Origin of the sequence: Dapis hubbardiae BLCC-M172, assembly GCF_050016015.1 — a bacterium.
Lineage (GTDB): Bacteria > Cyanobacteriota > Cyanobacteriia > Cyanobacteriales > Microcoleaceae > Trichodesmium.
Genome location: NZ_JBNHEQ010000329.1, coordinates 1 through 12,842, shown reverse-complemented (window position 1 = coordinate 12,842; position 12,842 = coordinate 1). Strand labels below are relative to the sequence as shown.

General features: G+C 34.0%; 11 protein-coding genes and 1 pseudogene. 7 read left to right on the top strand and 5 right to left on the bottom strand.

The window, feature by feature from the left end; translation table 11 throughout:
* Nucleotides 1–720: 720 nt before the first annotated feature.
* Nucleotides 721–1,095: a dihydroneopterin aldolase gene (folB, locus tag ACP6PK_RS30580; protein WP_426565409.1), complete on the bottom strand. Its 375-nt coding sequence runs from the start codon at nt 1,093–1,095 to the stop codon at nt 721–723.
* Between the two features lie 450 nt (nt 1,096–1,545).
* Nucleotides 1,546–1,678, bottom strand: a pseudogene (locus tag ACP6PK_RS30575) (IS5/IS1182 family transposase); the annotation flags it as partial.
* 426 nt (nt 1,679–2,104) lie between these two features.
* On the opposite strand from ACP6PK_RS30575, the gene folK reads away from it, so the two are divergent.
* The 6 genes from folK (at nt 2,105) to ACP6PK_RS30545 (ending at nt 8,394) form a co-directional block, all read left to right on the top strand.
* Nucleotides 2,105–2,623: a 2-amino-4-hydroxy-6-hydroxymethyldihydropteridine diphosphokinase gene (folK, locus tag ACP6PK_RS30570; protein WP_426565407.1), complete on the top strand. Its 519-nt coding sequence runs from the start codon at nt 2,105–2,107 to the stop codon at nt 2,621–2,623.
* Between the two features lie 107 nt (nt 2,624–2,730).
* On the top strand, nt 2,731–2,958 hold the full coding sequence (locus ACP6PK_RS30565) for an HNH endonuclease (protein ID WP_246844192.1): 228 nt from the start codon (nt 2,731–2,733) through the stop codon (nt 2,956–2,958).
* Nucleotides 2,959–3,586: 628 nt separating this feature from the next.
* The gene (gene tmpR, locus ACP6PK_RS30560) at nt 3,587–4,306 is read left to right on the top strand and encodes a bifunctional dihydropteridine reductase/dihydrofolate reductase TmpR (protein WP_426565405.1); all 720 of its coding nucleotides are present in this window, start codon (nt 3,587–3,589) and stop codon (nt 4,304–4,306) included.
* Nucleotides 4,307–4,796: 490 nt separating this feature from the next.
* Nucleotides 4,797–5,684 (top strand): dihydropteroate synthase, encoded by an 888-nt coding sequence (locus tag ACP6PK_RS30555; protein WP_426565403.1) that lies wholly within the window; start codon nt 4,797–4,799, stop codon nt 5,682–5,684.
* A 491-nt stretch (nt 5,685–6,175) separates the two neighbouring features.
* The gene (gene queD, locus ACP6PK_RS30550) at nt 6,176–6,619 is read left to right on the top strand and encodes a 6-carboxytetrahydropterin synthase QueD (protein ID WP_426565401.1); all 444 of its coding nucleotides are present in this window, start codon (nt 6,176–6,178) and stop codon (nt 6,617–6,619) included.
* Nucleotides 6,620–7,002: 383 nt separating this feature from the next.
* A complete protein-coding gene (locus ACP6PK_RS30545) occupies nt 7,003–8,394 on the top strand; it encodes a MurL C-terminal domain-containing protein (RefSeq protein WP_426565399.1) in 1,392 nt (463 codons plus the stop codon).
* A gap of 502 nt (nt 8,395–8,896) precedes the next feature.
* Here the strand turns inward: ACP6PK_RS30545 and ACP6PK_RS30540 are convergent.
* On the bottom strand, nt 8,897–9,889 hold the full coding sequence (locus ACP6PK_RS30540; RefSeq protein WP_426565397.1) for an L-histidine N(alpha)-methyltransferase: 993 nt from the start codon (nt 9,887–9,889) through the stop codon (nt 8,897–8,899).
* Nucleotides 9,890–10,703: 814 nt separating this feature from the next.
* On the opposite strand from ACP6PK_RS30540, the gene phnF reads away from it, so the two are divergent.
* Nucleotides 10,704–11,432, top strand: coding sequence for a phosphonate metabolism transcriptional regulator PhnF (phnF, locus tag ACP6PK_RS30535; RefSeq protein WP_426565395.1), 729 nt, complete (start codon nt 10,704–10,706; stop codon nt 11,430–11,432).
* Between the two features lie 130 nt (nt 11,433–11,562).
* On the opposite strand, the gene ACP6PK_RS30530 is transcribed toward phnF, so the two are convergent.
* Both ACP6PK_RS30530 and ACP6PK_RS30525 read right to left on the bottom strand, forming a co-directional pair.
* The gene (locus ACP6PK_RS30530) at nt 11,563–11,799 is read right to left on the bottom strand and encodes a DUF7219 family protein (protein WP_426565393.1); all 237 of its coding nucleotides are present in this window, start codon (nt 11,797–11,799) and stop codon (nt 11,563–11,565) included.
* Nucleotides 11,800–12,316: 517 nt separating this feature from the next.
* The gene (locus ACP6PK_RS30525; protein WP_426565391.1) at nt 12,317–12,577 is read right to left on the bottom strand and encodes a DUF7219 family protein; all 261 of its coding nucleotides are present in this window, start codon (nt 12,575–12,577) and stop codon (nt 12,317–12,319) included.
* Nucleotides 12,578–12,842: the final 265 nt, after the last annotated feature.

The following is a 12,842-nucleotide window of genomic DNA, read 5'->3' as shown; positions in this document are numbered from 1 at the left end:
ACACGGACCACCCCCATCATGTATAAAAAAATAAATACCTTCAGGGGTTCTATAGAAGCCCTAAGCGTATCTCCGCAAAGGTAAGGGTTTTTGGCTCTTGAGTCAGTCCTCAGTCCTCAGTAGTCAGGAGATGGAGAATAAAGAAATAGAGGAAAAAGGTAGAATTTTTTTGACTTACTTCATCATCTCCCCCACTCCCCCACTCCCCCACTCCCCTACTCCCCTACTCTCAATCTCTAATTTTAAATAGATCCCTTTAGGGGTTATATACTACTCTCTACTCCTCCTACTCCTCGGCTCCCCTAATGCTTCAAAAGACTTTTTCAGCAAGCCCTAATTATTTAGTTCTGTACAAGCGATCGCCTGCGTCTCCTAATACTGGAATAATATAACCATCTTCGTCTAATCAAACTTGTAATTTAACTGATTTTTGTATTAGTATGAAATACAAAAAATTGTGCAAATACACGAATATTCTCATCTCCCAATCTTCCTATTAATTATTTGGTAGCCAAAATTAACGAATTTCATATAATTACTTGTAGGGGTTTAGTTATCAAACCCCCGAATTAATTTTACTATTAGTCAGCTTTTTAAACCAGAGATATATCAACTTAATACTAAGTTGATAAATAGGCTCTGATTCTATTTCGCAATTCTACAAAAAACTCTCTGTTTCACCTTCTGGAAAAATTCGATAAATTCAACAAAGTTAGTAATTTAGTTGTATACTAATACTTCCTTTGCTCTACTAATTTCAATAGTAACTTTGCCACTAAAATCAGGGATAGGTGCAGCTAACTTTGTTAAACTCACCTTGACATCTTGTACCAATGGCTGTTGTAAAATAGCTGTAGCGATCGCATCTGCTACTTTTTCTAATAAAGCAAACTTAGAATTTTTCACTAGCTCTTGGACAGTATTAACTATACTGCCATAATCAACTGTATCTTCTAAGGCATCACTTTTACTAGCAGCAGTCAAATCTAACCCTAAAATTAAATCTACTTCAAACCATTGACCTAATACTTTCTCTTCTGGAAAAAATCCTATATATCCATAGCAGCGAATTCCAGTAATTGAGATTGAGTCCATAATAACTAATTAAAAAATAGTTCCATCATTATTTTATCTTAATCGGAGTAGCACCATCTTTTCTTAATTCTTTTGCTATTTTTCTTCCTACTGTCCATGTACCTCCTTTTGATATTCTCTCTGGCCTAAAGGCGCAGATATTTCTACCGAGCGTGAGCTTCGAGGGTGGGTTAACATTTGGCTGCTGCTTTGGCAGTAGTCTTATAGAACCCCTAAGGGGATCTATTTAAAATTAGAGATTGAGAGTAGGGGAGTAGGGGAGTGGGGGTAGGGACGTTGCATAAGGGCGTCCGTACGGGAGTGTGGAGAGATGGGGAGATGGGGAGATGGGGAGATGGGGTGTATTAGATATCTCCCACTCATCCAATCATCAAATCAATTATTACCCATTTTTTATCAATTAATTCTCCACCAGGACCTATTTTCTGGAGATACAGTTAGGGCTTCTATATACCTGTATAAAACAGCTTTAACAAAGAGGCGGTTGTCTGTGGCAGTCCTGCCTACAGTTCCTTCACGGCCTGGTAGTAGATTTTGAATCCGTTCCCATTGGTCCCATACGCAAGCCATAACGTCTAGTCATTTAGAGCAGTCCTTTTTTATGATTCCTCTAGTTATTCTTCATAAGCATACTATACTTTTAATGTCAACCTCTTTAATTGATGACACGTCCTAGTTGTAATGGTTGACTAATAACTCTAGAATTCTGACTATCTAAACTCAGACGTTATAGATATTTGGCTTCTCAATTCTGACGGCTGACTACTAACTTCAAAAATCTGACTATCTAAACTCAGACTTTATAAATATTTGAATAACTAATCGTCCAGCTTGACTATAAGTCGGGAAATCTTAAATATATCAACTAAGACATTATAAATGTTTAATTCCTAACTACTTATTTGAAAAGGTATATTTATGTGGGATACTGTTCGTAGATAGTATAAATATTATTGATGAAATTGTATCAACAAAATCAATCGGGAAATTATAAGCGATCGCTCTAACAATGTCTAATCCTACTAACTTAAACAACTTAGAAAAAAATCAGGGAAATGCTGCTATTGGCATGGGTAGTAATTTGGGAGAATCTCTAGATACCCTCAAAAACGCAATTCAAACTTTAGATGAAATTCCTGGTATTAACTTAATTAGTTATTCCAACTGGTATAGAACTAAACCTGTAGGAGGTCCAAAACAACCAGATTATATCAATGGTTGTGCATTATTAAAAGTAGAATTAACCCCCCATAACTTGTTAGAAATTCTCTTAGAGACTGAACAAAAATTTAAGCGGGTACGTTTAGAACATTGGGGACCTAGAACTTTAGATTTAGATTTAATTCTATATGATGATTTAATATTAGATACTCCTAATCTGCAAATACCTCATCCTCGAATGAGAGAAAGAGCTTTTGTACTTGTACCCCTAGCGGAAATAGCCCCTGATTGGATAGACCCAGTTTCGGGAAAAACAATTGCTAAACTTCTAGAAGAGGTAGAATGTTCAGGAGTATCTAAGCTTTAAGCTGGCAAGTTATACCGTTTCACGGAAGTTAAAAGTCAAAAGTCAAAAGTCAAAATTGAGATTTTATCGGCTCAAAACTTTGAGGTTAAAGTAAGTTGAGAGAATATTTGTTAGACAAATGGGGTCGCCAATGTGCTTACTGTGGTCAAAAAAATACACCACTAGAAATAGAACATATTCACCCCATATCGAAAGGAGGCTTAGACCGAGTATCTAACTTAACTGTTGCCTGTACTAAATGCAATCAACTTAAGAGTAACCGAGATGTCAAGGAATTCTTATCAGGAAAACCAGAATTATTAAAGCGAATAGAAACCCAAGCCAAATTACCTTGAAAAGATGCACTACTCGGTTAATTCTTGTCGGTGGAAATTGTTCAACACTTTAAAGACTACTGGGTTGACTGTAATCACATAAGCGCGGGGGACAAACAAAATTTAACCGCAGAAAACATAAGCTGCCTTCATCGCACTGCATAGATGCTGCTTGTGTAGGTGAAGTAAATCAGTTAAATTTCCACACCACCCAAGCTTTAGCTGCTATTTGCAAAGGGCAAGGAGGTAGACAGAAAGCAGCGGTAAATAAATATGGATACCCCATAAGGTACAACCCGCTAAAACCGATAAAAGGTTGGAATAGTGGAGACTTAGCCTTGAATATTGAAACTGGAGTTGTAGGTAGAGTTAATCCTCGCTCGCTCATCAAATAGTTTTAATTTCACAGTGCCAGGACAAAAAGCTAAAAGTGTTCATGTAAGCAAATTAAAAGTTGTACATCAAAAAGACGGTTATACCTATACATTTTGTCCACAGTTGTCCATAAATGTCGAGGAAAATGCTGTCTAAAACTTAACAGTAATTTCAGCTTATTATTTCACATTATCAGTCGCTAACTATTTGTGACATTTTTAAAGTGAATTGGTATAAGGTTAGGAAATTGGTATTAAAATAGCAATTCTACTAAATGATCAAAAAAGCACTTGTAACAGGTTCAGCAGTTGGAATAGGTAAGGCGATCGCTCTTGACTTAGCTAGTAAAGGATTTGATGTAGCATTTCACTATAACCGGAGTGCGGAGGCAGCTAACCAAGCAAGTCAAGAGGCAGCTACCTATGGAGTCAAGTCTATTGCTCTACAAGCAGATGTGACTAAACCAGAGGAAGCTCAGTCTCTTGTGGAAAATGCAGTAGAAAAACTTGGAGGTTTATCGGTAGTAGTCAATAATGTAGGAAACTTTTTAGGAAAACCTACCAGGGAAATATCCATAGCAGAGTGGCAGGAAGTTATTAACTCTAATCTCAATTCCAATTTCTATGTCACTACAGCAGCACTTCCCTATCTCAAAGCAGCTAATGGGGCACGAATAGTTAATTTTGCTTGCGCTCATGCTCAAAATGTGGTAGCGCGAAAGACAAATACGGCTTATGTAATTGCCAAAACAGGTATTATCATCTATAGTAAGTCTTTGGCTCAAGAGGTAATTAAAGACAAAATTACTGTTAATGTAGTATCCCCTGGAATAGCTGAAAATTCTTTTGATATTGAAGAAATGATTCCTAAACTACCTGCTAAACGTCCAGCAACTTTGCAAGAAATTAATCATGCAGTTTGGTTTTTTATTAATCCTGATTCTGATTATATTACAGGACAAGTTTTGGAAGTATCTGGTGGTTGGAATTTATAAATTAGGGAAGGCAGAATTTAGAATTTAGAATTGAGAATTCAGAAGGGAAGAAAAGACTATAAATGAGAAAGTTTTTGTGATGACTGATGCTCCAGACATGATATAATATATTCCTCATAATTATAGGTAGTTTGAGATTCAAAAAAATAGGCACAATCAAATTAGGGAAGGCAGAATTTAGAATTCTGAATTCTGAATTCAGAATTGAGAAGGGAAGAAAAGACTAGAAAGGAGAAAGTTTTTGTGATGACTGAATTATCCAGACATGATATAATATATTCATCATAATTATGGGTAGTTTGAGATTCAAAAAAATATGCACAATCAAATTAGGGAATAGGGAAAATTTTAACTTATTTAAGTTAGGAAACATTTGACTAAGAAAGAAGGTCTCAAGCTTCCCTTTGCAAGGGGATAAAAAAGGAAATTTCTGATTTTATTACCTTTTGTTGAAGCTGAAGATAGTGATAACTAATAACTAATAACTGAAATGCTTAATCTTGAAGATTTATATACAATCCACGAACAAAACAAAGATTCTATAACAGCTAAAGTAGAAGAATTTTCTATTGGTAATAAACAATTTAATTTTAATACTGAGAAAGCTATTTTAGGAGTAATAAATCTTTCTAATGATTCTTGGTATAGAGAAAGTGTATGTTTAAGTGCAGAAACAGCTATTCGTCGCGGAATGGTTTTGAAAGCTCAAGGTGCAGATGTGGTAGATATTGGAGCAGAATCAACTTTAGAAAAGGCGGAAAGAGTAGAAGATATTAGGCAAAAAAGTCAAATTTTGCCTGTTCTGAAAGCTCTTAATCAAGAAGGTGTTTTGACTTCAATAGAAACATATTATCCAGAAGTTGCCACAGAATGTTTAAAGGCAGGAGCTAATATAATTAATTTAACAGGACCGGAAAAAAGTGCAGAAATTTATCAGACTGTATCTGAATTTAATGCGGGGGTAATTATCTGTTATGTTCAGGGAAAAAATGTTAGAGAAGTGGGTGATTTTGATTTTGGAGATGACCCCACAAATTTAATGTATGAATATTTTGCTAAAGAAATAGAAACAGCAACTAAGTATGGCGTGAGAAAAATATTTATTGACCCTGGTTTGGGATTTTATTATAAAAATCTTCAGGATAGTTCTCTACGCATTGGTTATCAGATGAAAACTTTTTTAAATACTTTTAGATTGAGAAAATTAGGTTTTCCTGTATGTCATGCACTTCCCCATGCTTTTGAATGTTTTGGAGAAGAAGTTAGAAGTGCTGAACCTTTTTTCTGTGTGTTAGCTGCGTTGGGAAAAACTGACTTATTTAGAACCCATGAAGTTCCTAAAATTAGAGCTGTTTTAGATACTTTGGGATTATTTTAAAAATAAGGGAGTAGGGAAGAATTAATTAATGGATAATGGATAATTGATAATGGATAATTGATAATTACTTCAAGGAAAACCGTAACGGAATTGAAGATCGGGAAATATTATTTCTTTTCTTGATTGAAGTGAAATGACCGCTTTTTCTATTGAAATAGAAGGCTTTATAGCTTTATTTTTCGGTAAGAAGTAATAGCAGTCCTAAATAGGTTGTAAGTTCATAAGCAAAATTAATTACACATTCTATTAATTTCCTGTTCCCTATTCCCTCTTCCCTCTCTGAACTAGGAAATTCCTAAAAGCACAACTACTTAATATTTTTCGTAGGGGTTTGGTTTCTAAATCCCATTTTAGCTTGGGTTTGGAGACCGAGTATCTACAGTTTTTCTCACAAATAATTTAGGATTAGTAAATAAGGAAAAGAACTTAAACTTGAGGAGGTACTGATAACTGATAACTGATAACTGATAACTGAATGGCAATGGGATTAAATGAAAGAAAAAGAGGAAAAATCTCAAACTATCGAAAATGAATCTAATTCAGAAACTTGGATAATAGGTAAAGAATTTAGATTTGAAGCTTCCCATCAATTACCTAATCACGATGGGAAATGTGCAAGATTACATGGTCATTCCTGGCGGGGTGTTATTTATGTTTCTGGTAATAAATTAGAAAATTATGGTGCAAAGCAGGGTATGATTATGGATTATGGAGATATAAAAAAATATTTAAAACCTCTGCTTGATGATTATTTAGACCACTATCACTTAAACGAAACTACAGGTTTAGATAATCCTACCAGTGAAGCGATCGCTAAATGGATTTACGAACAATTAGAAAATAAAATTCCTGGACTCGTAGCAGTAAGAATTGATGAAACTTGTACGAGTCAATGTATTTATTCAAAAGGGAAAAGTAATTTTTTAATGCTTTGAATAAATAATTAGTAATGAGTAGCTAGGAGACAAAATTATAGTAGTTTTTCCTTAGTAGCTCAAGGTGCTATTGCTGCTAGGAGTATACAAGAAGATTTATAATATAGCACTACGCAAATAGTTTAGGACATTTCTAAATCTTGAAACCCTTTGACAGTTTGCTGTTCCCTGTTCCCTGTTCCCTGTTCCCGATTCAAGTAGCGCTATAATAGATTGATTAGGATAAAAATTTACTGATTTATTCACTAGACATCTCCAAAAATCCAAAAAATCAATTATTTCTCCCTATTCTCTCTTCCCTGTTCCCTAATAAAGAAATATCAGTTATTTCTCCCTGTTCCCTATTCCCAGTTAAGTGTTCCCTATTCCCTAAAAATATAAAAATGAGTTTAACTAAACAATTCAAAAGTAGATATCATGAGTCGCGGATACAATACATGGCAACAGGAAAATCTCCCACCTGTTCAGTCATTTATTCTCAAGCACCTTACTGGGAAAATTATCGACTTATTTTTCCCTTTTTAATTGATAATTGGCAACATTTTTATTACATTGACTTTCCACCAAAATTTGAAAATACAGAAAAAACCTACCCATCTATTTTAATAGGAATAGCAATGGCAGAAATTTATCGCCTTTGCGAAATATGTACCCCTGAGATAGTAAAAGTACCTTGGTATGGTTGTCTTCAGTGGGAAATAGATTGGTGGAATGAAGATATTTATTGGTATCTTCAGCAAAAGTTTTATCTGGAAAAATGGAATTGGGAAAAAATGCCTCGCATAGAGTTTTCCTCAAATTATACAGAAAATTATTCTTTTCCTTCCCTCAACGATACCTACCTTCTTGCAGTTAGTGGGGGTAAAGAAAGTACATTCGCTTTTGAGTGGATGCAGCAAGCAAACCTGCCGATAGAAGGATTTACTTTACATAATGCAGGAGGAATATTAGGTAAAAAATGGCTGGAAAAATTCCCAGTATTTGACTATATTAAAAATCAAACTTACCTATGGGAAATACAAGCTCATCCCCAGGAAGATCCGGCAGAACATTTTGCTTATCAAGGTGTTCGTAATGACCCTACTATTACTAATGCTCTTTTCATTATGATGGTAATTGCTATACAGCAAGGACATCGGTTTCTTGTATTGGCAAATGATAAAAGTTCCAATGAATCTAATGCCACATACCAAGGTCGAGAAGTTAATCATCAAAGTGCTAAGGGAGCTGCTTATATAGAACGTTTTAATGATTTTTTAAAGCGCAAAAATTTACCTTTTAGTTATGTGAGTATTTGCGAAGAAGTTTATTCTATAGGTGCAGTTCATCAACTATCTTTGTGGAACCAAAATATCCTAAATGAGCTTACTTCTTGTAATGAAGCACAGTGGTCTCCAGAAGATATACGATGGTGTTGTAACTGTCCAAAATGTGCTTTTTCTTATGCTTTAATTGAAGCTGTAACAGATTCTCGTTTTGCTACCCAGGTAGTAGGAAAAGACTTATTTAATCTGACAAAACTTGAGGATATTTGGAAACGTTTATTTGACCCAAATTCTGAGAAACCATTTGAGTGTGTTGGTGAAAAACGTGAGACTTTGATGGCTTTAGCTAAATGCAAAAAACAACGTCTTAAAAATGGTGAACCTTTGGGTATTCTTGCGGAAATACCTGATATTAAATTTGATAATTCTCTACTACAAATATCTCCTCCTGAAAATATTCCAACTGAACATCAAGAAAAACTAAATTCTGTTTTGACTGAATATTTTTAATAACTTAGGGATTTTCAAATAAATAGGACTGACCGAATAATTAATAATTATTAATTATTCAGCTTTATTAGCCTCCACTTTCAAAGGGAAAAAAAGTGCTAGGATATTTGCTCATATTCAATTCCGTTACGGTTTTAACTAGAGGTAATTATCCATTATCCATTCATGAAGCACTCAAACAATAAACCGGGTTTATTTCCCTGATTTTTCAAGTCACGCAAATTCCTAGATCAACCCGGTTTCTGTGTAAGTTTTAATAAAAAAATATTCAATTACTGTGAATTTAGGGAATAGGAAATAGAGACAGCAAAACAAGCAAGTCTAGTCCAAAAATTAGGTACAGCAGATTCCATCTTAAGATCAAATCCGCTTGCAATGGAAGTGTTATAAGAAACAGGATTTATGGAAGGTAGATGTTAGTATGGTGGGGTATTTAATCAACCCGGTTTCTCTGCTTTTGTAGTAAATATTTTGATTTTTTGCTTGCTCCCTATCCTACTCCCTACTTACTTTTCTGACAGAGATAAACTCCTTCTTCTTCATTAGCAGCTTCCCAATAATTCAATATATTTATCCCATAACTACTGAGGATTTCTTGCAGTTTTGTAGTGGTATAACGGTAGGAGAAAAACAAGCCAATTTTATCCCCACTTTTCCACTCTATCAATTCGTCATCCAATTTAAAACTCACATCATTATTCAATTCAAAATCAGCATTAACTCTTTTCAAATTAGGATTTTCCTCATCATCTTTAATCCCAAACTGGATATTCCCATTTTCGTGATTAACTCCCACATCTTCCAATACAGTAATCAGCCAATCTTTAGTTAATTCATTATCATATTGTGGCAGAATTTTTTCAATACCTTGAACATAATCAGAACCAGGTGCTAAATTTGCACTTAATAGTAATAAATCTCCCTCATTCAAAAAATTATTTAAAGTTGGGAAAATTTGCTGGGGATAAAAATTAGGAATCATACCAAAAAACGTAATAATTCTTCTTTCTTGCTCATCCCTTTTCTGAATCTGAAACATTAAATCATCAGCATCGAGTAAATCACAAACAATTGGTTGTACAGATAATTCAGTTAAAGAACTCCTAGCTTTTTGAGCCGAAATTATTGCCAGAGATAAACTAACATCTAGAGGATAATAAATTAACTCTCGCCGTTGATTAGATAAGTACGACAATAACAAACTGTCTTTAGTTCCACCTCCAGAACCTAATCCAATTAACTGTATACTAGAAAATTTATCTAAGGTTTCGGCTGTTTTTTGGAAACATTTTTCATAGGTATTAATAGCATCTCGATCGTTTCGAGAAGGAGAATATTCTTGGTGAATTTTTAACCATTTTTGACTTTGCTTGACACTATCATAATGAAATTTATGATTAATTTGCTTCCCAGAAAAACTGACTAAATAATCTTGATAAACTTGGTCAGGAAATTGACTAGGATGCACAAATACTTGTTCAAATTTTGCCGACATAATAATTCTAGATAATTTGATTTGGAATAGGCTAATTGTAGGGGCGAATGGCCATTCGCCCCTACATTCCTGCTGTGACTATGTTTGAGAAGAGCGAGAATGCCCGCGCCAGTAGTGGCGACTGCTATAAGTCCTATTTTAAGGTATGGTTCAAAGTAGCTAATTTTAGCTATCTGTAGCAAATGTGTTATTCACAAAAAAAAAGCTATTTCCGCAGCATTCCGGAACAGAAATGCTTAAAGCTATAATACTAATTTTTGCGAGTATTAGTATATAATACAGCAATTATGATACTTGTGACCTACAAAATTATATTATATTTTTATAGGGAATAGGAAATAGAAAAGTAAGCACATTTTACCAGGCAAAAGTATCACTTATACTAAAAAGTTAAAGTTTAGAGGATTAAAAAAAATGGAAAACCAGAAACAACATAAGTTAAATAACGATAAAGTTAAGCAACTTTTTATTAAGGGTGTTAACATTTATTTTCAGGATTAGCACTAACTTTAGTATTTGGGTTTATCATTTTGGAAATTAATCCAGGTTGTAATTTAGTCAGAGAAATCTAATGAATACTTCGGGATATTTTCCCTATCCATTTTCATCTGCATACCAAAGCGGAATGGAGTTTTATCGCCAGTTCATGCAACAAAGCCATAGAAAATTTAGTGCCGATATAATGTTTGAAATTTAGGGAGTAGAAATAGGTTGTAATAAAATGCCTAGGAAACAATTAGCATCAAGGGTGAATATTTATAATTTATATAATGATTATGCAACCCCAAATTAAAATATATAAATTTAAGACGTCATGTACCGTGAAGACTTACCAATTTATACTCAAATTGTTGAAGAGTTACGCCAAAATATTCAGCAAGGAGTTTATCAACTAGGAGACAAGTTACCGACTGAAGCTCAACTCAGCGAATATTTTGACGTTAACCGTCATACTTTGCGCCGAGCGATCGCTATTTTGAAAAGTGAAGGGTTGCTCAGAGTAGATCAAGGTCGTGGAACTTTTGTTGTAGCTAAACCTATTCAATATGTTATTGGTAAACGGGTACGCTACAATAAAACTCTCATTGCTCAAGGCCAAAAACCTAATTTTCAATTGCTACAAGTAGTTGAAATATCTGCTAATGTTGCTATTGCCCAAAAACTAGAAATAGAAGTAGGTGCTGCTGTAGCTTTAATTGAACGTTTAGCTTTTGCAGATGAGCAACCCCTTAGCATTTGTAGTAGTTATTTTCCTTTAGATCGTTTTCCAGAAATAATAGAGGAGGAAGGAATCCAATTTTTGCAACAGAAAGGTTCAATTTCTCAATTGTTAAGGGAGCTATATAATTGCGACCATATTCGTCATAGAACTCATGTTTATGCTCGTATAGTTGAACATAAAGATGCTTCTGTTTTGGAAGTTCCTCTTAATCACCCTATTTTATTAGCAGAGTCGATAAATGTAGATGGGGATGGCAAGATTATTGAATATGGGATGACAAGATTTAGGGGCGACAGGATGGAATTAGTATTTGAAAATTAATCGTTTGAAGGTCAGTTATTTCAATTTTAAGCGTTGGCGGAGCCTAGCTGCAGCTATATCGCCAATTCTAGGTAATTATCAAAATTTAGTAATTGGCGATCGCGGTTTGCTTATTAGCCATAAATTATCCTTATAGTTGAGCTTTTTTTGCATTATCTAAGTTTTCTTTTGTTTTTTCTAGCTCTTTCCATAGTTCCTCCACCTGTAGATAGGCTAATCTTGCCGGAATTTTCCCTGCTGTTTGAAAACCACTGATATAATTTACTTTATGAGAAAATTCTTGTAATTTTTTATTAAAAGCCATATTTTCTGGAGTTTCTTTTCCGTAATAGGAACTCTGTGGACAAAGAAATTCATGCTTATTCATTTTAGTTTCTCCCTGAGTAATTTTCAACAATTATAATTTGATTAAAAAGATTTTAAGTCAAATTTTTCTCTTTCTGGTAATATTATATCCATTGTTATTTTGCTTTTTTGCCTATCTTTAAATTGTTCTTAATATTTTTTTACTTTTTATTATATTTTTAACTATTTTTTCTCAGTGTTTTTACTTATCATAGCATTCCTCAAGAATTTGTCAAAAGTCCCAGTACAGATAAATACTCTGAAACTCTTACTTGTAGAGTTTTGATTTTTGGAACTGTTGCCTGCTTTCAGGATATTTGTAGACAACCAAAAATAGGACTGTGATAAATTCTATTCATAGCCCATGAACTCATAATTAGTTAGTATATTCTTCCTCTCTGTTGTCTATTCCCTGTTGTCTGTTTTCAGAATATTTGATACACAACTACACTGAGAATTTGAGGATTATTATAAGGTTAATATTTCAGTAAAAATACTCAATTTACCCGTTAATGTAGGGGAGAAAATCATTGTTAATTTTAAATATTTTCCTGAGTAGAACTATTCCCAGAGTCTTCACCAATACCCAAATTTTTCTTAGACTTTTTCAACTGTTTCCAAAGGTCTTTAATTTTATAATAAGCTTCTTCAGAAGAAAGTTTCCCACCAGTTTCTAACCCACAAATTAGACTAACTCGTTGAGCAAATTCCTGTAAGTTAGCATTAAAGACTAAGTTTTCTGGAGTAAAATCACCGTGATAGCGACTGCGAGGATACAAAAAATCATCGTTAATTGCCATTTTTCCTCCTATAGAAATATATGGGGTTTGATTAGAGCTGAAAAATAGGACTGTGATTATTTACATAATCCTATTTTGTCAACTCAATTATAGCAAATCCATTTTATAGAGAACGAATATTATATTGAGCTTGGAATATATAGGGCTACCCGCAAGTCGGAAGTCATATCATGTCCGGTAGCATCGGTATTGAAAGTGAGAAGGTAAGGAAGAAGGCTTTAGTTATCTAGGAGAGAAGGCTTTAGTTATCTAGGAGAGAAGGCTT

Coding starts and splice junctions, on each gene's coding strand:
- folB (WP_426565409.1), bottom strand. CDS start 1,095: ATGGACTCAATCTCAATTACTGGAATTCGCTGCTATGGATATATAGGA.
- folK (WP_426565407.1), top strand. CDS start 2,105: ATGTCTAATCCTACTAACTTAAACAACTTAGAAAAAAATCAGGGAAAT.
- tmpR (WP_426565405.1), top strand. CDS start 3,587: ATGATCAAAAAAGCACTTGTAACAGGTTCAGCAGTTGGAATAGGTAAG.
- ACP6PK_RS30555 (WP_426565403.1), top strand. CDS start 4,797: ATGCTTAATCTTGAAGATTTATATACAATCCACGAACAAAACAAAGAT.
- queD (WP_426565401.1), top strand. CDS start 6,176: ATGAAAGAAAAAGAGGAAAAATCTCAAACTATCGAAAATGAATCTAAT.
- ACP6PK_RS30545 (WP_426565399.1), top strand. CDS start 7,003: ATGAGTTTAACTAAACAATTCAAAAGTAGATATCATGAGTCGCGGATA.
- ACP6PK_RS30540 (WP_426565397.1), bottom strand. CDS start 9,889: ATGTCGGCAAAATTTGAACAAGTATTTGTGCATCCTAGTCAATTTCCT.
- phnF (WP_426565395.1), top strand. CDS start 10,704: ATGTACCGTGAAGACTTACCAATTTATACTCAAATTGTTGAAGAGTTA.
- ACP6PK_RS30530 (WP_426565393.1), bottom strand. CDS start 11,799: ATGAATAAGCATGAATTTCTTTGTCCACAGAGTTCCTATTACGGAAAA.
- ACP6PK_RS30525 (WP_426565391.1), bottom strand. CDS start 12,577: ATGGCAATTAACGATGATTTTTTGTATCCTCGCAGTCGCTATCACGGT.